The following is a 21,051-nucleotide window of genomic DNA, read 5'->3' on the forward strand; positions in this document are numbered from 1 at the left end:
TGGCAGACGATTCGTAGGGTGAGATATGACGATCTCGAAAATTCACATCGAAAATATTCGTGGTTTTGAAAAGGTGAGTTTGGCGGTTAATCTTCGCCCAAATTGCACTAACATCCTTGTTGCCCCGAACGGCTTTGGCAAGAGCAGCATATCTACGGCTTTCAACTGCGCTAGAGGGAGCAAGCTCAATGTTGACGAAAAAGACAAGCACAAAAAGAAGGATTCGGCGGTATCACGTCTTTCCATTGATCACGATGGCAATACGCTGCATGCAAATTCAAACATCAATGAAATATCAGGCGCATTCGATATTCATGTAATTAAGTCAAACATTGAACCAAAAGCAAAATTGCCAAAAATTCATGGCTTCACAGTTGCGAAGCCGTACTTAGAAATTCCCGCACTAGACCTCGGACCAACATTTGATAAACAGAAAATAAATTTCAACATAGATAGTTACAAGCCGTTATTCGGGGACAATTCTAAAGTTGTCCCTAACCTATCTACCCGGTGCGACGACGAGCTTCTCAGAAGTGAACTGTTTGGCGTGCTCGCCTCTATCGACAAGCTTGCGCAAAAAAAAACGTCTGACTTGTTCGATGAAATGATCGAGACGGTAAAGGGTTTAACCGGAACAAAGGCATCAATTAGCGACAAGGTCGAAGCCGAATACGCTCGGAAAATTGACGAACTTCCGCATCTCAAGGCCGTCTTCGATGTGGTGATGAGGCATGGGCAAGGGATCACTTGGCTTGATAGCACCATCATATGCTTCATACTGATGGACTTGGGCCGATCCGACAGGCCGAACCTGAAGAAATGGTTGCAATACGCCGTTTATTCCCGACGCCTGAAATCTTTGAAAGATTTCATCGGAGACATCAATGGAGCGTGGGTAACTGCTGAAATAAAAGAAACCAAAGGTCGCGTCTTAGTCAATTTCCCCGACGCCTCATCGCTCTCAAATGGGCAGCGCGATCTTCTGTACTTCGGTTGCAATTTGCTACGAACGCGGGAGACAACTAGCACGAAACCCTGCATCCTTTTGATCGATGAAGTCTTCGATTATCTCGATGATGCAAACATAGTTGTTGCTCAATATTTTATGAGCAAGTTAATCGATGCGTATCGGGAAGACGGGAGACAGATTTACATTTGCCTCCTAACCCACTTAGACCCACTGTATTTTAAAGGCTACGCGCTTAAGCGCCAGCAGACCGTATACCTTGGGGACGCAACGCAGAAAATTAGTGAAACTATGCGGAAGGTAATTGCGCACCGAGACGATATATGTTGGGCAGCAGACCTTTCACGACACTTCCTTCATTACCACCCCGCCGACCATGACATCTCAGAGATATTCAACGCCACATACGGACTGCCGAAGAAACACGGTAAAAGTCATGGATTCTACGAGTTTTTGAAAGAAGAATGGGACAAGTGTGTTGCTGGCGGGGGAGGCTACGATCCTTTTGCAGTATGTGCCTATGTCCGAGTTAAGATCGAGCAGTGCGCTTACTCTAAAATCCAAACTCAGCCAGATCGAGAGAATTATCTGCTCGAGTGTAATGGCACTGCAAACAAACTAGAGTTTGCCGAGTCTATTGGTATCCTCGTCCCGGAAGCATGCCTTCTGCTAGGGGTGGTGTACAACGATGCCCTGCATCGAAAGGGCGCAATCGATCAGTCTTCCAGCATCGCTCTTAAACTCAGAAATTTAGGGCTTCAAAGCATGATGAAGCAAGCGATCAACTGGTAAACCGGCCAAGGATGCTCCAGGCAGCGTCGCTACAGCATACTGACGAGATTAGCTTGGCTGTTCTCCGCTCCTGCGGCATTTAAACTCAAAGCTGATTGGCAGCTGTCGGCCCCAACTCTGTCGTTCCTCTAGGTCGCAGCCATGACCGCTTCCGCCCCAAACCAACCACCCCCATCCGCATCTCGCGCAACAACAAGCCCGGCACTCAACAGCGCGCCGGGCTTGTTTCACACCAAATCCCGTCTCAGAAAAACGCCTGTATCCCCGTCTGCGCACGGCCGAGGATCAGCGCGTGGACGTCATGCGTGCCTTCATACGTGTTGACCGTTTCGAGGTTCTGGGCGTGGCGCATGACGTGGTATTCGATCTGGATGCCGTTGCCGCCGTGCATGTCGCGGGCTTGACGGGCGATGTCGAGTGCCTTGCCGCAATTGTTGCGCTTGACGATGGAGATCATTTCCGGGGCCATCTTGTGCTGGTCCATCAGCTGGCCGACGCGAAGCGATGCCTGCAGGCCGAGCGTGATTTCGGTCTGCATGTCGGCTAGCTTCTTCTGGTAGAGCTGGGTGCCGGCGAGCGGCTTGCCGAACTGCTTGCGATCCAGGCCATACTGGCGGGCGCGGAACCAGCAGTCTTCGGCAGCGCCCATCACGCCCCAGGAAATGCCGTAGCGGGCGCGGTTGAGGCAGCCGAACGGGCCTTTCAGGCCAGACACGTTGGGCAGGATGGCATCTTCGGTCACTTCCACGCCGTCCATGACGATTTCGCCTGTGATCGAGGCGCGCAGCGAAAGCTTGCCGCCGATCTTCGGGGCCGAAAGTCCCTTCATGCCCTTTTCGAGCACAAAGCCGCGGATCTCGTTGTTATGGGCTTCCGATTTCGCCCAGACGACGAAGACGTCGGCGATCGGGGCGTTGGAGATCCAGGTTTTTGCGCCGCGCAGGCGATAACCGCCTTCGATCTTTTCGGCGCGGGTCTTCATGCCGCCGGGGTCGGAGCCGGCGTCCGGTTCGGTCAGGCCGAAACAGCCGATCAGGTCACCGGAGACGAGGCCGGGCAGATACTTCTGTTTCTGCTCATCGGAGCCGTAGGTGAAGATCGGATAGATCACCAGCGACGACTGGACGCTCATCATCGAGCGATAGCCAGAGTCGATGCGTTCGATCTCGCGGGCGACGAGGCCGTAGGCGACATAAGAAGCGTTGGCGGCGCCATATTCCTCGGGCAGCGTCACGCCGAGAAGGCCGGTCTGGCCCATCAGCTTGAACAGGTCCTTGTCGGTGGTCTCGTCGAGATAGGCATCGTTGATGCGGGGCGCGAGTTCGGCCTTGGCAAAGCTTGCGGCCGCATCGCGGATCATCCGCTCTTCGTCGCTCAGTTGGTCTTCGATGAGAAAGGGATCGTTCCAGTTAAACGCCATGCTTCTGAGGCCTCCGGATTTCAGCAATTCTGTTGATGGCGATTATCGCCGTGGGGCGCTCGAGGGCAAGACCCGTTTACTCAAACCGTCATGATCTATAGTCATAGGGCATGCTCACCCTGTCGCGAAAGCTTCTGCCGTCCACCTCGGCGCTTGCCGCCTTCGATTCCGTTGCCAGGCTCGGCAGCTTTTCGGCGGCCGCCGAAGAGCTGTCTTTGACGCAAGGCGCCATCAGCCGGCAGGTTTCCGGGCTTGAGGAGCAGCTGGGCATGCCGCTGTTCGAGCGCACCAGCCGCGGCGTGGTGCTGACCGAGACCGGGGCGGACTATGCCAAATCGATCAGCGTGGCGCTCTCTCAGATCCGCTCGGCCTCGCTTGCCGCCATGAGCAAACGGCATGGCGACCAGCTGAACCTTGCGATCTTGCCGACATTCGGCACCCGCTGGCTGATGCCGCGCATTCCGCAATTCGTGGCCCGGCATCCGCAGGTGACGCTGAATTTCGCGACCCGCATCGGCGTGTTCGATTTTGACCGCGAAGGCATCGACATGGCGATCCATGTGGGCACGCCCGACTGGCCGGGGGCCGAATGCACCTATCTGATGAGCGAAATGGTGGCGCCGGTCTGCTCGCCGGAGTTTCTGGCCAGCCACCCGATCCGCGCGGGCGAGGACCTGCTGCGGCTGCCGCTTCTGCACATGGCATCGCGCCCCGGCGCCTGGAGCCACTGGTTCGCAAGCCTTGGCATCGACACGGCACCCTCCCAGGCAATGCGTTTTGAACAGTTCTCAAGCGTTGCGCAGGCGGCGATTGCGGGGCTGGGCGTGGCGCTGATGCCGCTGTTCCTGATCGATTCCGAACTGGCGAGCGGCCAGCTCGTCGAAGCCTTCCCGCATGAAGTCACAAGCCCCAGCGCCTATTACGCGGTGGCACCCATCAGCAAACGCGATTTCAGGCCGGTGGTGGCGTTTCGCGAGTGGCTGATGGAGGAGGTGGCGCGGTATGGGCAGGAGGTGGTGGGATGGTGAGTGGGCGGCGAGGGGTGACGGAACGGTGCGTCCCGCCCCTTCACCATAAGCCATCCGTCGCTCCTTGAACCTATTCATCGTTGATGGTCGCTAACAGCAACGACCGGTGAGCAGCCACGCCCGCCAGGCTTCCATCGCCGACCGCGAGTGCAACAGAGGCCATCGGCCGCGCGGCGTCGCCGCAGGCGAAGACGCCGGGCAGGCTGGTTTCCTTCATCGCATCAGTCTTGATGGTAGCGCCAAGGGGGCCTTGCTCCATGTCGAGGCCGAGCTGCTGCGCGATCGAGGTGGAGACCTCGAAGGGAGCAAGCGCGAACAGGCCGGAGAAAGACAGGGTCCTTCCATCGGCAAGCTGCACATCGGCGTGATCGGTGAGGGCCTTCACGGGGGAGCGCTCGATGACGACGCCGCGCGCTGCGAGGGATTGAAGCTGATCTCTATCCGGCTCGAATGCCTGGTTGAGAAGCAGGGTTGTCGGTCCCCAATCGGGAAGCATCAGCGCATGGTGCATCGAGAGCGCCGAGCCGGCGATGACGCCGATCTTGCCCTGGTTGAGTTCGTAGCCGTGGCAGTAGGGGCAATGGAACACGCTTTTGCCCCAACGCTCCTTCAACCCCTCGATGTCAGGAAGAATGTCGCGTACGCCCAGCGCCAGGATCAGCCGGCGCGAACGGTAACGGGTGTCTTTCACCAAAACGGTGACATGAGCCGCTCCCGAGCCTTTCTCACCGTTGCGCTGAACAGTCTCTGCACGACCCGAGACCCAATCCACCGTTGGGTACTCCATGACCTGTGACCGGGCCTCGGCTGCAATTTCAGCGGGATCGACATGGTCCTGGGTGAGGAAGCCATGCGAGTGGGATGCGAACCGATTGCGCCTGAGGCCTTCGTCGATCATCAGAACCTTTCGACGCGCGCGGCCGAGTTGAAGCGCTGCCGACAGCCCGGCGTAGCTGCCTCCGATGATGATGACGTCGTAGATCGTGTCGCTCATGACTTTCTCCTCTATCTCGCAACAACATAAGTGTCATGAAAAGACGGGTCAAGCCTCATGGCACTTCGATTGTATCGTGAATGACGATTGTGCTAGTGTCGGTGGGGAAAGAACGCGAGGGAGTAGAACATGAGGCAGGATAGTCGGCTATCGCGCATGCTGCATGTGTTGATCCATATGGGGCGACATGACGGGGCGATGACATCCGAGATGATCGCACAGATGCTCGACGCCAACCCTGTCGTCATCCGGCGCACCATGGCGGGATTGCGCGACGAAGGGTATGTCAGCTCCGTAAAAGGGCATGGTGGCGGCTGGACGCTGGCGCGTCCTCTCGAGGAACTGACGCTTCTCGATATCTACCGGGCGGTCGGAGAACCGTCGATCTTTGCGGTTGGACCCGCTTACGACATGCCGGGATGTCCGATCGAACAGGCGGTCAACGGGACTTTGACGGACGTCTTCAACGAAGCAGAGGAGCTGCTGCGCAAGAGGTTTGCCGGGGTAACGCTTGCCGATATCGCCAACGGGTTTCAAGGCTCGAGCGAACAGGACGGCGGTCAACGATGCACGCCATGACCGCAGGCGACACCCCAGCCATGTCTTCGGCCGCGGATTGACCCCTTAGTAGACCAAGCCCTCTGCTTCACGCTGGGTGTGCCCCAAGCCCATGCTGTGGTGCCGGATTTTCGCTCTGGCCGCCCAGGGCGTGAGTTTGCAACCATCCGGCAGGACTCGACTCCTCATCCGTTTTCTGCTTTTCTGATTAAACGATTAATCAGAGCGCCTCGATGGCTCCCATCCGCCCCGGTTCGAACATGACTGCGATAGCGAGCGCCCTTGGCGTGTCGGCGGCCACCGTGTCGAATGCGTTGTCGGGCAAGGGGCGGGTTTCGCCGGAGCTTGGGGCGAAGATACGGGCGAAGGCCGAGGAGCTTGGGTATGTGCCGAGCGTGACGGCGCGGGCGCTTCGCACGGGGCGCAGCCGCGTCATCGGGCTGGTGCTTCCCGATATTGCCAATCCGCTTTTCCCGCAGATTGCCCAGGCGATCGAGAATGCTGCAGCCGATGCCGGTTACGGCGTTTTGATCGCCGACAGCCGTGGCGACAGTTCGATGCAGACGCTTGCGATCCAGCGGCTGGTCGAGCGCCAGGTCGACGGGATCGTCATCGTGCCGCGGCTCGGTACCCGCATTGCCGACCTCGGTTGCCCGGTCGCCGTCATCGACAGCCCGTCGACTCCAGGCAACACGGTTTCTTCCGATCATTGGCAGGGTGGCCAGGTGGTCGCCGATCATCTGGTCGGGCTCGGGCACCGGAATTTCGTGCTGATCGGCGCCAATCCGCTCTCGAACGTTCAGAACGATCGCATCGGCGGCATGAAATCGCGCCTGCCGAAGGGTGCCCGCTTCGAGACGATCTGGATCGAAAAGCTTGAGGCACTGGCGGGAGCCGGTTGTTCGCTCGGTTTGAAGCAGAAGGTCGAGCTCGGCTTTACCGCCTTTGCCGCCACGAGCGATCTGCATGCGCTGCGTGCGCTGACCGAATTGCAGCAATCCGGCATCCGCATTCCGCAGCAGGCAAGCGTCACCGGCTTCGACGATCTCGTCTGGTCGTCGGTGGTTTCGCCGGGCCTTACCACCGTGCGCCAGGATATGGCGGCGATTGCCGAGATTGCCGTCGGCGCGCTGGTCGGCGTGATCGGCGATGATGCGGCCGAGCCTGATGCCGCGACCATAACGGTCGGCGTCACAGCCGTTGCAAAGACCGATCGCGTGCCGATGACACTCGTTGCCCGCCAGACCACCGCATCCGTTTCCAGCCCCCAATTTTCACCCGCATCCCCAGCCTTGGAAGGGAATGACCCATGAAGACCCTGATTACCTTATCCGCCACGCTTTTGCTTGCCACGACGGGCCTTGCCCAGGCACAGGAAAAGACGCTGACCATTTCCGTCTATGCGCTGGCGCAGGACGAGTACAAGCAGATCGTCTATGATCCCTTCCAGGCGATCTGCGGCTGCAAGCTGGTGGTCGAGACCGGCAACAGCGTCGAGCGGGTGGCCAAGATGGAGGCCAACAAGGCCAATCCGGTCATCGACATGGCCGTCGTCTCGATGGCCGATGCGCTGTCCGCGTCCCGCAAGGATCTGACCGACACGATCGACACAGCCAAGCTCAAGAGCTTCAACGCGCTGTACGACATCGCCAAGGATCCGAACCAGGACGGCAAGAGCGTCGGCTACACGTTCTACGCCAACTCGATCGTCTACCGGTCTGACAAGATGAAGATCGAAAGCTGGGCGGATCTGTTCAAGCCGGAATATGTCGGCCATATCGCGTTCCCGAACATCACCACCAATGGCGCGGCACCAACGCTCTATATGCTCGGCCAGGCGCTGGGGAAGGATACGCCTGACCTTGCAGCCCCGATCGCGACGATCGGCGAAAACAAGGACGAGATCGTCACTTTCTACGAGAAGTCCTCGCAGCTGGTGCAGCTGATGAAGCAGGAAGAGATCTGGGCAGCGCCCGCCGGCCGTTTCGCCTGGGCGCCGTTTACCAAGCTGGGCCTGCCGATGGCATGGGCCACGCCTAAGGAAGGCCAGGCGGGCGGCATGAATGTCATGGTCGTCACCAAGGGTTCCAAGAACCGCGACCTGGCGCTGCAGTTCATGGATTTCTGGCTGTCGACCGAGATCCAGACCAAGCTTGCCGAAAAGCTGGTGGATAGCCCTGCCAATAGCGAAGTGAAGGTGTCGGACGAGATCGCCGGCAATCTCACCTTCGGCAAGGCAACCGCCGAAAGCCTCAAGTTCATCCCCTCGGCCATCGCTCTCGATAACCGCGCCGGCTGGATCAAGACCTGGAACGACAAGGTGGGGCAGTAAGCTTCAGCAAACCGCGCGCCTTGCGGCGCCGCAAACCTTTCGGCCCGGGTTCCGGGCTGAAAGGGCGCGACCTGCGAAGCGCGCGGGAATGATGACGAGACACAGTCCGACGATACCACCGGAGACCACGCATGTTTCAAAACAGGGCCGAAGCGTTTGCACTGGCATTGCCTGCCGCGATTTTCGCGGCGGCGGTGTTTCTGGTGCCCGTGCTGATCCTGCTGTCCGACGGGTTCAGGAGCCTTGATGGCGGCTGGACGCTTGCCGCCTATGGCGAGTTCTTTTCCTCGCCGCTCAATCAGGCGGTGTTTCTGCGCACGCTGAAGCTCGGCGCGCTGGTGACGGTGGTTTCGGCGGTGATCGGCTATGCGGCGGCATTTTCCATCGTCAGCCTGTCGCCCACCGCCAAGGGGCGCATGACCGGGCTGGTCGTTTTGCCGCTGATGATCTCGCCGGTGGCACGCACCTATGCCTGGATCGTCATTCTCGGCCGGACCGGCATCGTCAACCAGGCCTTCCAGGCGCTGGGGCTGAGCGAGGCGCCGCTGCGCATCCTGTTTTCCGAAACGGCGATCTTTATCGGCCTGTTGCAGCTGTTCCTGCCCCTGATGATCATCTCGCTGATCTCGGCGCTCGAGAATATGCCGAAGGATGCGGTTCCAGCAGCACGGGTGCTCGGCGCCAACTGGTTCCAGGTGTTCTGGAAGGTCATCCTGCCGCTCACCAAGGAGGGGTTGGTCATCGGCGGTACGCTGGTCTTCACCGGTTGCCTCACCGCCTATATCACGCCGGCCATCCTTGGCGGCTCCAAGGTGCTGATGCTGGAAACGCTGATGTACCAGCAGGTTGCCGTCAGCAACAATTTCGTCGCCGCAAGCGTCATCGCCTGCATCCTGATCGTCATGAGCTTTGCCGCCAACCTTCTTCTGAAGCGGGTGGCAACGGCGCGCAACACGCAGAGAAAGGCCGCCCGATGACCGCTCGCAGCCTGTTCGTCCCCGCCACGCTGTTTCTGCTGGCGACCTTTCTGATCGGGCCATTTCTGATCATCGTCGCGGCGTCGTTTTCGGCTGGCGAGACGCTGGCCTTTCCGCCGCAGGGCTTTTCGCTGCAGTGGATCCTCAAGGTCTTCACGGTGGAAAGCTTCCGTGCTTCGTTCGCGATGTCGATGTTTCTGGCGATCGGCGGCACGGCGGCAGCGCTGGTGCTCGGCATTCCCGCATCCTACGCGCTGTCGCGCTACCGTCTGCCGGGAGCAGAAATCATCCGCACCGTCGTTTCCGCACCGATCATCGTGCCCGGCATCATCGTCGGCCTTTCGCTGCTGCGTTATGTGGTCGTGCCGTTCGGCGTCGGCATCACGCTGGCGCTGTTTCTCGCCCATACCGCGCTGATCCTGCCCTATGCGGTGCGCGTCGTTTCGGCGAGCCTCGACAACCTGCGCTCGGATATCGAGGAGGCGGCAGTGCTGCTTGGTTCCTCCCGGCTCGGTGCCTTCTTCCGGGTGGTCATGCCCAACATCAAGGGCGGCATTCTTTCGGCTTTCATCCTCGGCTTCGTCACCTCGTTCAACCAGGTGCCCGTATCGCTGTTCCTGTCCGGTCCCGGCGTGCGCACGCTGCCGATCGACATGATGGCCTATATGGAAATCGTCTTCGATCCGTCGGTTGCGGCGCTCTCGTCGCTGCTCGCCTTCCTGTCCATCGGCATCGTTTTTGCTGCTGAACGCTTTCTCGGATTTTCCCGCTATGTCTGATCAATCCTATCTCTCGCTTGAAAAGCTGACGCTTGCCTATGGCGACAGCGTGGCCGTTGCCGATCTCGACCTGTCGGTCCGGCGCGGCGAACTCATCGCGCTGCTCGGCCCCTCCGGCTGCGGCAAGACGACGACCATGCGGGCAATCGCCGGGCTGTTGCCTGTGAAATCCGGCAAGGTCATCCTCGACGGCGAGGACATGACGCGCACGGCGCCGAACAAGCGTGCCGTGGGGCTGGTGTTCCAGTCCTATGCACTGTTCCCGCATCTCTCCGTCTACGAAAACGTTGCCTTCGGGTTGCGGCTGAAGGGCATGAAAGGCGCCGAACTGGATGCCAAGGTGCAGTCCGGCATCACCTCCGTCGGTCTGGCAAAATTTGCCGACCGCAAGCCGGCCGAGCTTTCCGGCGGCCAGCAGCAGCGCGTGGCGCTTGCCCGCTCGATGGTGATGGAGCCGAAGGTTCTGCTGCTCGACGAGCCGCTGTCCAACCTCGATGCCCGGCTGCGGCTGGAAATGCGCACCGAACTGCAGCGCGTGCAGCGCGAGACCGGCGTGACGATGATCTTCGTTACCCACGACCAGGCGGAAGCCCTGTCGCTTGCCGACCGTATCGTCGTCATGAAGAACGGCGCGATCGAGCAGATCGGCACGCCTGAAGATATCTACAACCGGCCGACCTCCTCGTTCGTGGCGGATTTCGTCGGCTTCGAGAACATCTTTGCGCTTGAAGACGGCGCCCTGAAGACCGCCAATGGCAGCGTGCCGCTTTCGACCGCACCCGGAACCGAGGCGCCTCAGGCTGCGGGTCTCGCCTGGCGTCCGCGCATGGTGACGCTTGGAACCGGCCCGTTCCGCGGAACTGTGCGCGGCACATCGTTTGCCGGCCATTCCCGCGAATATTTGCTGGACAGCGCGCTCGGTCCGATCAAGGCTGAGGTGGATGCTTCCGAACCGGTGCATGTGTCCGGCTCGGACCTGTCCTTCGACCTGCCGGTACACAAGGCCGCGCAACTTTCGCGCATTGCCTGAGGAGATATAGCCATGGGCATCTGGATCGATACCGATATGGGGTTCGACGACATCGCCGCGATCATGGTCGCGGCGCATGCCGGTCTCGGCGTGGACGGGGTTTCGCTTGTGTTCGGCAATGCGCCGATCGAGCGGGTGCGCGGCAATGCGGCCGGTGCCTGTGCGGCGTTCGTGTGGCCGTTCCCGGTTCACGCAGGCCGGGCCTTTCCGGTGATGGGCAGGCTTGAGACGGCGCAGGACGTGCTGGGCGATGAAGGCATGCCGAGCGCCGGTCTGCACCTGCCGGACATGCCCGACACATTTCACGACGATGCTTTCGAGGCGCTGTGCCGGTGGCTGGAAACGAGCGACGGCGACGCGCGCCGGATCCTGGCCCTTGGGCCGCTCACCAATATCGCAGCCGTTGCGCTGGCACGGCCGGATCTTGCCGCCAAGATCACCGATCTCACCTGGATGGGCGGAAGCCTGACGGCCGGCAATCACACCGCATCTGCCGAATTCAACGCCTATGCCGATCCGGAAGCAGTGGCCATCGTGCTTGCGCATCAGATCCCGCTCAGGATGGTCGATCTCGATATCTGCCGCAAGGTTCTGTGCTTTCCGGATGACGTGGCGCCGATCCGCGCTGCCGGCGGACGCAATGCGACGCTGGTGGCCGATCTTCTGGCCGGCTTCGTCGAGATCGCCACCAGCCGCGGCCGGCCGGCGATGGCGCTTTACGATGCGGTTGCCGCTTTCGCCTTCGCCTATCCGGATCACGTCACCTGGCGCGAGGCGCGCATCGACATGGAAACCGCCGGTACCGTGACGCGTGGGCGGACCGTGGTGGAGACCCGGGCGGCCAAGGTTAGCGGTTTCAACGGATCCTATGCGGCCGAGATAGACGTCGAAAAGGCGCGCGATACGATCCTTGAAACCCTCAAGGCGGAGGCAACGTGGTGATGAGCGGCGAGATGAAGACCATCGTGACTGACATCTACGGGTTTACCGATGCGGGCTTGCGCGACCGGGCCGTGATCGCTGCCCGCGGCGATGCGCCTTTCGATATCCTGATCACCGGCGGCACCCTCGTCGACATGGTGACGGGCGAACTCCGCGCGGCCGATATCGGCATTGTCGGGCCGCTGATCGCCAGCGTCCACGCGCCTGCTAGCCGCAGCGATGCCGACCGGGTGATCGATGCCGGCGGTGCCTTTGTGTCGCCGGGGCTGATCGATACGCATATGCATATCGAAAGCTCGATGGTGACGCCGGCCACCTACGCGCAAACCGTGCTGCCGCGCGGCGTCACCACCGTCGTGTGGGATCCGCACGAATTCGGCAACGTCAACGGTGTCGATGGCGTGCGCTGGGCGGTCGAGGCGGTGAAGTGCCTGCCGCTGCGGTGCCTGGTTCTTGCGCCGTCCTGCGTACCGTCTGCACCGGGCCTCGAAATGGCGGGCGCCAGTTTCGATGCCGGCGCGATCGAGGAAATGCTTTACTGGCCGAAGATCGCCGGTCTTGCCGAAGTGATGAACATGCGCGGCGTAATTGATCGCGACCCGCGCATGAGCGAGATCGTCCAAGTGGCGCTGGCTGCGGAAAAGCTGGTCTGCGGCCATGCCCGCGGGCTTGCCGATGCGGATCTCAATGCCTTCATGGCGTCGGGCATCACCTCCGACCACGAGCTTGTCTCCGGCGCGGACCTGATCGCCAAGCTGCGCGCCGGACTGACGGTGGAGCTGCGCGGCAGCCATGACCATCTTCTGCCGGAGTTCGTCGCAGCGCTTGGCGAACTCGGCCGTCTGCCGCAGACGCTGACGCTCTGCACCGACGACGTGTTTCCCGACGATCTCGTCGATGGCGGCGGGCTGGACGATGTGGTGCGCAGGCTGGTGCGCTACGGCATGAAGCCGGAATGGGCGCTTCAGGCCGCAACGCTGAACGCGGCCCAGCGCATCGGACGCGCCGATCTCGGCCTGATTGCCGCCGGGCGTCGTGCCGATATCGCCATCTTCGAGGATCTCACGGAATTTCGCCCCCGGCATGTGCTGGCCAGCGGTACGGAAGTTGGCTGCCGCGGAGCGATTTCGGTCGAGATCAAACCGACCGATCCGGCCCCGCTGACGGCTTCGGTCAAGCTCAAGCCTTTGCAGGCAGACGATTTCCGGGTTCGGTCGGAGGGCACGAAGGTGCGCCTTGCCACGATCGACCGGCCACGGTTCACCCGCTGGGGGACAGCGGATGCCGATGTCGTCGATGGTTTCGTGGTGCCGCCTGAGGGTGCGACGCTGATTGCCGTGACCCACCGCCACGGCCGGGCGGACTGCCGCACCCGGGTCGGTTTCCTCACCGGCTGGGGCACATGGCGCGGCGCCTTTGCCACCACTCTTGCGCATGACAGCCATAACCTGACCGTGTTCGGCGCCGATCCAGTCGATATGGCCGTTGCCGCCAATGCGGTGATTTCCGCCGGTGGCGGCATGGCGGTGGCGATCAACGGCAAGGTGGAGGTGCTGCTGCCGCTGCCGCTTTCGGGCCTCGTCTCGGAAGCGCCGATGGAAGAGGTAGCAGACGGCTTTCGGGCCATCCGCGCCGCGATGGACGGTATCGTCGACTGGACGCCGCCCTATCTTGTGTTCAAGGCCTGCTTTGGGGCGACACTTGCCTGCAATCCCGGTCCGCACCAGACCGACAGGGGCATCGCAGATGTCGCAACAGGCAAGGTGCTGGAAAGCCCCGTTCTCGAAATTCTCGGATAAGGGGCGTTCATGCAGCCGCACGACTTCTGGCAGGAGATGCATCCGGCGGGCACGTTTTCATGCGAGGCGCCGTTTTCTGGGTTCTTTCCCGTCAGCCTCGATGACGGGCGGCAGCTGCGCCTGCCGATCCGCCCGCTTTCCGACGGCAAACACGCACTCGCCTCGCTGATCATCAACCAGGCGAGCTTCGAGGTGCAGGATGCGCTGGCGGCGGATCTCGCAAAGAAACTCGAACCCTACCGCCCCGAGGTGATCGTCGGCCTGCCGACGCTTGGCCTGACGCTCGCCTCAGCCGTCGCCCGCGCGCTGGGATTGCCGCGCTACGTTCCTCTCGGGACCTCCAGGAAATTTTGGTACAACGAGACGATGTCTGTGCCGCTGTCGTCGATCACCACACCCGACCAGGTGAAACGCCTCTATGTCGATCCGCGCATGCTGCCTCTCATCACGGGCAAGCGCGTGGTGCTGGTGGACGACGTTATCTCCTCCGGTACCTCGATTGTCGCAGGTCTCTCGCTGCTGAAGTCGCAGGGCATCGAGCCGGTCGCAATCGGCGCGGCGATGCTGCAATCGGTGCGCTGGCATGACAGGCTGGATGGGTATGGCGCCGAGTGGCGGGAGAGGGCGGTGGGGGTGTTCGGGACGCCGCTGCTGGTTAACGCGGGCGAGGGGTTGTGGGGGGTGTGACGTCAGTCCAAAAGTGTTCTCTCACGCGAAGGACTTCGCGCGGCCGGGTTCCTGTGACGAGCAAAGTGATGAGGGAGCTTGTCACAGGAATCCATTGCCATCGCGTCCGCAATGCGGGGAGCTCTTGATTGGCTATGATTTCGACAGGTGCATCAGAGCGCATTTCCACCTTGCGAAACACGGCCGGCGGGATAGGATCGCGATCACCCACCGCTTCTGACAATCACGATATCGGGAATGAAATCATGCAATTGGTGTTCGACGGCCATAACGATGTGCTTTTGCGGCTCTGGCGGAACATGAAGGCTGGTGGGGATCCGGTGGCGGAGTTTGCCGGGGGGACGGCGGGGGGGCATATTGATGCGCCGCGCGCGAAAAAGGGCGGTCTCGCAGGTGGGCTCTGCGCCATCTACATTCCCTCGGGCGATCTGGTTCTGTCGGATCCGGATGCGGACGGACATTATGCGACGCCGCTGGCAGCGCCGCTCGACTATGCGCCGTCGCTCGATATCGCACTGGAAATGGCGTCCATCGCACTGCGGCTCGACCGGGCCGGGGCTTGGCGGTTGTGCCGGTCCGTCAGCGAAATCCGCAAGGCGGTCGAGGACGGTGTGTTTGCCGCCGTGATGCATATGGAGGGCTGTGAGGCGATCGATGCGGATCTCGTCAATCTCGACGTGTTCCATGCGGCGGGCCTGCGGTCGCTCGGTCCCGTCTGGAGCCGCCACAACATCTTTGGCCATGGCGTGCCGTTCGCCTTTCCTATGACGACCGATACGGGGCCGGGGCTCACCGATGCCGGCTTCCGGCTGGTCAAGGAATGCAACCGGCTCGGGATCGCGATCGACCTTTCGCATATCACCGAAAAGGGGTTCTGGGATGTGGCAAAGACCACCGACCAGCCGCTGATCGCCAGCCATTCCAACGCGCATGCGCTGACGCCGGTTGCCCGCAACCTGACGGACAGGCAGATGGACGCGATCAGGGAGAGCGGCGGTCTGGCCGGGCTGAACTATGCGGTGACCATGCTGCGGCCCGACGGGCGCGACGATGCGGCGACCCCGCTTTCCGACATGGTGCGCCACATCAACTACATGGTCGAGCGGATGGGGATCGACTGCGTGGCGCTCGGATCGGACTTCGACGGCGCCACGATACCGCAGCAGATCAGCGATGCTGCAGGCAATCAAAATCTGGTTGCGGCCCTCAAAACTGAGGGATACGCTGACGAGGATCTCGCAAAGCTTTGCCGTGAAAACTGGTTGAGGGTTCTGGGCAAGGCCTGGCAGGAATAGGCTCGGAAGACGGGCTTCGAACGGGTTAGAAACAGGCTTCCGCAACGTACGGAACAGGGGAAATCACATGCTTCATCTTCGCTCCCACACTCTTCGAATGCTGTCGGCGACCGCAGCGCTGTCGCTGCTTTCGTTTGCCGCACCCTATGGTCTTTCCGGAGAGGCGATGGCCGCGACGCCGGCCGATACGCTGGTCGAAGGCTTTGCGATCGACGACATTATCAGCATCGATCCGGGCGAAGCCTTCGAGCTTTCGGCGGCTGAAGTGACCGCCAACAGCTACAGCAAGCTCGTGACGCTCGATCCGTCCGACACGTCGAAGGTGATCGGCGATCTCGCCGACAGCTGGACGGTGTCCGACGATGGCATGACCTATACGTTCAAGCTGAAGCCCAACCTGAAATTTGCGTCCGGCAACCCGATCACCGCAGAAGACGTGGCCTTCTCGTTCGAGCGCGCCGTGAAGCTCGACAAGTCTCCGGCGTTCCTTCTGACCCAGTTCGGGTTGAGCGCTGACAACGTCACTGAAAAGGCGAAGGCATCCGGCGCCGACACGTTTACCTTCGTGGTCGACAAGGCCTATGCGCCGAGCTTCGTGCTGAACGTGCTGACCGCAACAGTGACCGCCGTGGTCGACAAGAAGGTGGTGATGGAGCATGCGAAATCCGTGACCCCGACTGCCGAATACAAGTTCGACACCGATTTCGGCAATGAATGGATGAAGACCGGCTATGCGGGGTCCGGCCCGTTCAAGGTGGTCGCATGGCGCGCCAACGAGGCGGTCGTGATGGAAGCCAACCCCAATTATTACGGCGAGAAGCCGAAGCTGAAACGGGTCATCTACCGCCACATGAAGGAAAGCTCGGGTCAGCGCCTGGCGCTTGAGAACGGCGATATCGACGTCGCCCGCAATCTCGAGCCGAACGACATGGACGCCGTGTCGAAGAAGGAGGGCATCTCGCTCACGTCTGCGCCGAAGGGCACCGTCTACTATTTCAGCCTCAACCAGAAGAACAAGAACCTCGCCAAGCCGGAAGTGGTCGAGGCGATGAAGTATCTGGTCGACTATGATGCGATCGGCGCGACGCTGATCAAGGGTATCGGCGAAATCCACCAGACCTTCCTGCCGAAGGGCCAGCTCGGCGCGCTCTCCGACAACCCCTACAAGCTGGATGTGGCGAAGGCGAAGGAACTGCTGGCCAAGGCGGGTCTTGCCGACGGCTTTACCGTGACCATGGACGTGCGCAACACGCAGCCGGTGACCGGCATTGCCGAAAGCGTGCAGCAGACGCTGGCGCAGGCCAATATCAAGCTGGAAATCATTCCGGGCGATGGCAAGCAGACCCTGACCAAGTACCGCGCCCGCACCCACGACATCTATATCGGCCAGTGGGGTTCGGACTATTTCGACCCGAACTCGAATGCCGAGACGTTTACCGTCAATCCTGACAATGCCGATACGGGCACCACGAAGACGCTCGCCTGGCGCAATGCCTGGGACGTGCCGAAGGAACTGTCTGACGCCAGCAAGGGCGCGCTTCTCGAAAAGGATGCCGCCAAGCGCGCGGCCACCTACGAGGACCTGCAGAGAAAGGTTCTGGCCACCAGCCCGTTCGTGATCGTCTTCCAGCAGACGGAAGTGGCCGGCTATTCGTCCAAGGTGAAGGGTTACAAGCTCGGCCCGAGCTTCGACACCAACTTCGTTGCTCCGGTCTCGAAGGAATAGCCGATAGGGGACGATTTCCTTGACGCTTCCCGATGTAACGACTGTGACACGGCGCAACCGGCGCCGTGCTCCCTCCATTGTCAAAGGTACGCTGCGGTTTCTGATCACCGCGGCGACCACTTTTCTCGGCCTTCTGGCCGTCACCTTCTTCATCGGCCGCGTGGTGCCGATCGATCCGGCACTGGCGATCGTCGGTGACCGCGCACCGGCTCATGTGGTGGAGCGGGTGCGCGAGGAACTGGGCCTCAACCTGCCGCTCTATCATCAGTTCTGGATCTACATAAAACAGGCGCTGACCGGTGATTTCGGCACCTCGGTGCTGACGACGAACCCTGTCATGACCGATATTGCCCGGGTGTTTCCGGCAACGATCGAGCTTGCCACGATCGGCACGCTGATCGGCGCCGTCATCGGCGTGCCGCTCGGCGTACTGGCGGCCGTCAAGCGGGGCTCGATCGCCGACCAGATCGTGCGTATCATCGGCCTGATCGGCTATTCGGTGCCAATCTTCTGGCTGGGACTGCTGTCGCTCGTGGTGTTCTATGCGAAGCTCCGCTGGGTCGCCTATCCCGGCCGCATCGACATCGCCTACGAATACACGTTCACGTCCGTGACCGGCTTCTTTCTGGTCGATGCCATCTGGCAGCGGGAGTGGGAGGTGGTCTGGGACCTGTTCCGTCACATCATCCTTCCCGGATGCCTGCTCGGCTATTTCTCGCTCGCCTATATCAGCCGCATGACGCGCTCGTTCATGCTGACTGAGCTTTCGCAGGAATATGTGGTCGCGGCGCGGGCCAAGGGCCTTTCGGAAACGCGGATCATCTGGTTCCACGCGCTGCGTAACGCGGCCGTGCCGTTGATCACCGTCATCGCGCTCTCCTATGCGGGACTGCTGGAAGGCTCGGTTCTGACCGAAACCATCTTCTCCTGGCCGGGGCTTGGCCTCTACATCACCAACTCGCTGCAAAATGCCGACATGAACGCGGTGCTCGGGGGCACACTTGTGATCGGCATGGTGTTCGTCGCCATCAACCTGTTTTCCGATCTTCTCTATCGGACGCTCGACCCGAGGACGCGCCGATGAGTGTCGTTGAACCGTTGAAACCCTATAGCCGGGCGTGGCTTCTGTCCGACCGGCCGACCTCCCGCCATCAGGCCCGCGTCGGCCGCGCCTATGTGGTCTGGCGGCAGTTTTCCGAAAACCGGCTGGCACTGCTTGGCCTGTTCATCATTCTAGGCCTGATTTTCATCGCCATCTTCGCCAACGTTCTTGCGCCGCATAACCCGGTGCAGGGCGACCTGCGCAATTCCCGTCTGCTGCCGCCGGGTTCGGCCGGCTTCCTGCTCGGCACCGACGACCAGGGCCGCGATATCCTTTCGCGGCTGCTCTACGGATCGCGACTGACGCTGTTCGTCGTGGTGCTGGTTGCGGTCATCGCCGCGCCGGTCGGGCTGATCGTCGGCACCGTCTCCGGTTACGCCGGCGGCTGGGTGGATGCGGTCCTGATGCGGATCACCGACATCTTTCTCGCCTTTCCGAAGCTCGTGCTGGCTCTGGCGCTGGTCGCAGCACTCGGGCCCGGCATTGAGAACGCGGTGCTTGCCATCGCGGTTACGTCCTGGCCGCCCTATGCGCGTATCGCCCGCGCCGAAACGATGACGTTCCGCAATTCGGAATTCATTTCGGCGGTGAAGCTGATGGGTGCCTCGCCGTTTCGCATTGTGCTTCGCCACGTCATGCCGCTCTGCATGTCGTCGCTGATCGTGCGCGTCACGCTCGATATGGCAGGCATCATCCTGACCGCCGCCGGTCTCGGCTTTCTGGGTCTCGGTGCACAGCCGCCGCTGCCGGAATGGGGTGCGATGATTGCATCCGGTCGCCGTTTCATTCTCGACCAGTGGTGGGTGGCCGCCATGCCCGGTATCGCCATCCTGATCGTCAGCCTCGGCTTCAACCTTCTCGGCGACGGATTGCGCGATGCGCTGGATCCGAAGGAGGCCGGACAATGACGGAGAAAGGCCAATGATGATGGGCAATCCTTCCGTCAACATGACTGCTACCACCGAAGCGCCGCTGCTTGCGGTCGACGACCTGCGCGTGACGTTTCCGACCCGCACCGGCGAGGTAACCGCTGTGCGCGGCGTCTCGTTCACGCTCGGCAAGGAACGTCTCGGCATCGTCGGGGAATCCGGTTCCGGCAAGTCGCAGACCGGGCGCGCCATCATGGGGCTGACGGCGGGGCATGCGAAGATCACCGCGAACAAGCTGGAATTCAGAGGGCGCGATCTTCTGTCGATGCCGAAATCCGAGCGGCGGCATATTCGCGGCAAGCAGATCGCGATGATCCTGCAGGACCCGAAATATTCGCTTAATCCGGTCATGACCATCGGTCGGCAGATCGTTGAAACGCTGAAGACCCATGAAAAGGTCTCGGGATCGCAGGCCAAGGACCGCGTGATTGCGATGCTGGAATCGGTGCAGATCCGCGATCCGGGCCGCGTCTACGATCTCTATCCGCACGAGGTTTCCGGCGGCATGGGGCAGCGGGTAATGATCGCGATGATGCTGATCTGCGGGCCGGAGCTTCTGATCGCGGACGAACCCACCTCGGCGCTCGACGTGACCGTGCAACTCGACGTTCTCGACATTCTCGACAAGCTGGTGTCCGAGCGCGGCATGGGGCTGATCTTCGTGTCTCACGATCTGCGTCTGGTCTCCTCCTTCTGCGACCGGGTGCTGGTGATGTATGCCGGACGGGTGGTGGAGGAACTGGCGTCTGCCGATCTTTCCAAGGCGAGCCATCCCTATACGCTGGGGCTTCTCAATTGCCTGCCGACGATAGGCTCAAACCGGCATCCGCTGCCGGTGCTCGACCGCAAGCCGGAGTGGTCGCTATGAGTGCCATCATCTCCATCCGAGACATGCTCGTCACCTATGACGACTTTGCCGCACTCGATCATGTCAGCATGGATGTGGAAGAGGGCGAAAGTTTCGGGATCGTCGGTGAATCGGGCTCGGGGAAATCGACGCTGTTGCGCGCCGTTTCCGGGCTGGCAGGGTTCGACAGTGGCTCGCTGACGGTCGCGGGACAGACCTATTCGGGGCAGGCGAGGACCAAGGAATTCTACCGCACTGTCCAGATGGTGTTCCAGGATCCCTACGGATCGCTGCATCCGCGCCAGACGGTGGACCGGCTGCTGCTGGAGCCGCTGGCGATCCACGGTTTTAGCGACGTCGATGTGCGGATTGCCCGCGCGCTGGATGAGGTCGGGCTGGGAGCGGGTTTCCGCTTCCGGTATTCGCACCAGCTTTCCGGCGGCCAGCGGCAGCGCATCGCGATTGCCCGGGCACTCATCCTCGAACCGAAGATCCTGCTGCTGGACGAGCCGACTTCGGCGCTCGATGCGTCGATCCAGGCGGAAATCCTCAATTTGCTGGAGCAGGCAAAGCGCGACCGCGGATTGACGTTCGTGATGGTCAGCCATGATCTCGGTGTGATCAGCCATATGTGCGGCCGTCTTGCGGTGATGAAGAGCGGCAAGGTGGTGGAAACCGTGCCGGCGCAGGCGCTTGAAAACCGCGAGTTCTCGGCGGATTACACCCGACAGCTGCTGGTGGCGAGCGAAGGCTTCAGCCGCGGCTAATCCTTGTGGCGGGCGGCAGAATGCTATTGTGCACCTGCGAAATGCCCGTAAGATCGCGGTTAAGAGATCAATAAGCAGGG

General features: G+C 61.2%; 19 protein-coding genes. 17 read left to right on the forward strand and 2 right to left on the reverse strand.

Annotated elements, in window-relative coordinates; all coding sequences use genetic code 11:
* Nucleotides 1-25 precede the first annotated feature (25 nt).
* Nucleotides 26-1,759 (forward strand): ATP-binding protein, encoded by a 1,734-nt coding sequence (locus ASF70_RS19075; RefSeq protein WP_062581989.1) that lies wholly within the window; start codon nt 26-28, stop codon nt 1,757-1,759.
* A gap of 244 nt (nt 1,760-2,003) precedes the next feature.
* On the opposite strand, the gene ASF70_RS19080 is transcribed toward ASF70_RS19075, so the two are convergent.
* Nucleotides 2,004-3,179: an acyl-CoA dehydrogenase gene (locus ASF70_RS19080; RefSeq protein WP_062461376.1), complete on the reverse strand. Its 1,176-nt coding sequence runs from the start codon at nt 3,177-3,179 to the stop codon at nt 2,004-2,006.
* 110 nt (nt 3,180-3,289) lie between these two features.
* Here ASF70_RS19080 and ASF70_RS19085 point away from each other — a divergent pair, with 110 nt between their 5' ends.
* On the forward strand, nt 3,290-4,207 hold the full coding sequence (locus ASF70_RS19085; RefSeq protein ID WP_062581991.1) for a LysR family transcriptional regulator: 918 nt from the start codon (nt 3,290-3,292) through the stop codon (nt 4,205-4,207).
* Between the two features lie 70 nt (nt 4,208-4,277).
* On the opposite strand, the gene ASF70_RS19090 is transcribed toward ASF70_RS19085, so the two are convergent.
* Nucleotides 4,278-5,201, reverse strand: coding sequence for an NAD(P)/FAD-dependent oxidoreductase (locus tag ASF70_RS19090; protein WP_062581992.1), 924 nt, complete (start codon nt 5,199-5,201; stop codon nt 4,278-4,280).
* 129 nt (nt 5,202-5,330) lie between these two features.
* Between ASF70_RS19090 and ASF70_RS19095 the strand changes: the two genes are divergently transcribed.
* The 15 genes from ASF70_RS19095 to ASF70_RS19165 all read left to right on the forward strand — a co-directional run bounded on the left by ASF70_RS19095 (nt 5,331) and on the right by ASF70_RS19165 (nt 20,971).
* Nucleotides 5,331-5,780, forward strand: coding sequence for an Rrf2 family transcriptional regulator (locus tag ASF70_RS19095; protein ID WP_062581994.1), 450 nt, complete (start codon nt 5,331-5,333; stop codon nt 5,778-5,780).
* Between the two features lie 212 nt (nt 5,781-5,992).
* The gene (locus tag ASF70_RS19100; RefSeq protein WP_062461364.1) at nt 5,993-7,072 is read left to right on the forward strand and encodes a LacI family DNA-binding transcriptional regulator; all 1,080 of its coding nucleotides are present in this window, start codon (nt 5,993-5,995) and stop codon (nt 7,070-7,072) included.
* A complete protein-coding gene (locus tag ASF70_RS19105) occupies nt 7,069-8,091 on the forward strand; it encodes an ABC transporter substrate-binding protein (protein ID WP_062581995.1) in 1,023 nt (340 codons plus the stop codon). Before ASF70_RS19100 ends, ASF70_RS19105 begins: the two co-directional genes overlap by 4 nt.
* A 131-nt stretch (nt 8,092-8,222) precedes the next feature.
* Complete coding sequence (locus ASF70_RS19110; protein WP_062581997.1) at nt 8,223-9,068, forward strand: ABC transporter permease; 846 nt, start codon at nt 8,223-8,225, stop codon at nt 9,066-9,068.
* Nucleotides 9,065-9,847, forward strand: a complete 783-nt coding sequence (locus tag ASF70_RS19115; protein ID WP_062581999.1) for an ABC transporter permease — start codon at nt 9,065-9,067, stop codon at nt 9,845-9,847. Before ASF70_RS19110 ends, ASF70_RS19115 begins: the two co-directional genes overlap by 4 nt.
* Nucleotides 9,840-10,877, forward strand: coding sequence for an ABC transporter ATP-binding protein (locus ASF70_RS19120; protein ID WP_062582001.1), 1,038 nt, complete (start codon nt 9,840-9,842; stop codon nt 10,875-10,877). Before ASF70_RS19115 ends, ASF70_RS19120 begins: the two co-directional genes overlap by 8 nt.
* A gap of 12 nt (nt 10,878-10,889) precedes the next feature.
* Entirely contained in the window at nt 10,890-11,819 is a 930-nt protein-coding gene (locus tag ASF70_RS19125; RefSeq protein ID WP_062582002.1) for a nucleoside hydrolase, read from the forward strand.
* Nucleotides 11,819-13,618 (forward strand): adenine deaminase, encoded by a 1,800-nt coding sequence (locus ASF70_RS19130; protein ID WP_062582004.1) that lies wholly within the window; start codon nt 11,819-11,821, stop codon nt 13,616-13,618. Before ASF70_RS19125 ends, ASF70_RS19130 begins: the two co-directional genes overlap by 1 nt.
* 9 nt (nt 13,619-13,627) lie before the next feature.
* Nucleotides 13,628-14,305 (forward strand): phosphoribosyltransferase, encoded by a 678-nt coding sequence (locus tag ASF70_RS19135; protein ID WP_062582006.1) that lies wholly within the window; start codon nt 13,628-13,630, stop codon nt 14,303-14,305.
* A gap of 245 nt (nt 14,306-14,550) precedes the next feature.
* Entirely contained in the window at nt 14,551-15,600 is a 1,050-nt protein-coding gene (locus ASF70_RS19140; RefSeq protein WP_062582008.1) for a dipeptidase, read from the forward strand.
* A 67-nt stretch (nt 15,601-15,667) separates the two neighbouring features.
* Nucleotides 15,668-17,326, forward strand: coding sequence for an ABC transporter substrate-binding protein (locus ASF70_RS19145; protein WP_062582010.1), 1,659 nt, complete (start codon nt 15,668-15,670; stop codon nt 17,324-17,326).
* Between the two features lie 19 nt (nt 17,327-17,345).
* Nucleotides 17,346-18,410, forward strand: coding sequence for an ABC transporter permease (locus ASF70_RS19150; protein WP_062461333.1), 1,065 nt, complete (start codon nt 17,346-17,348; stop codon nt 18,408-18,410).
* Nucleotides 18,407-19,336 carry an ABC transporter permease gene (locus tag ASF70_RS19155; RefSeq protein ID WP_062582012.1) on the forward strand — a complete coding sequence of 310 codons (930 nt, stop codon included), beginning with the start codon at nt 18,407-18,409 and terminating at the stop codon, nt 19,334-19,336. The genes ASF70_RS19150 and ASF70_RS19155 overlap by 4 nt, the downstream gene beginning before the upstream one ends.
* Before the next feature lie 40 nt (nt 19,337-19,376).
* Nucleotides 19,377-20,225, forward strand: coding sequence for an ABC transporter ATP-binding protein (locus tag ASF70_RS19160; RefSeq protein WP_062583074.1), 849 nt, complete (start codon nt 19,377-19,379; stop codon nt 20,223-20,225).
* Complete coding sequence (locus ASF70_RS19165) at nt 20,222-20,971, forward strand: ABC transporter ATP-binding protein (protein WP_062582015.1); 750 nt, start codon at nt 20,222-20,224, stop codon at nt 20,969-20,971. The genes ASF70_RS19160 and ASF70_RS19165 overlap by 4 nt, the downstream gene beginning before the upstream one ends.
* Nucleotides 20,972-21,051 lie beyond the last annotated feature (80 nt).

Source organism: Rhizobium sp. Leaf321 (assembly GCF_001423215.1).
In the GTDB taxonomy this organism is placed as follows: domain Bacteria; phylum Pseudomonadota; class Alphaproteobacteria; order Rhizobiales; family Rhizobiaceae; genus Neorhizobium; species Neorhizobium soli.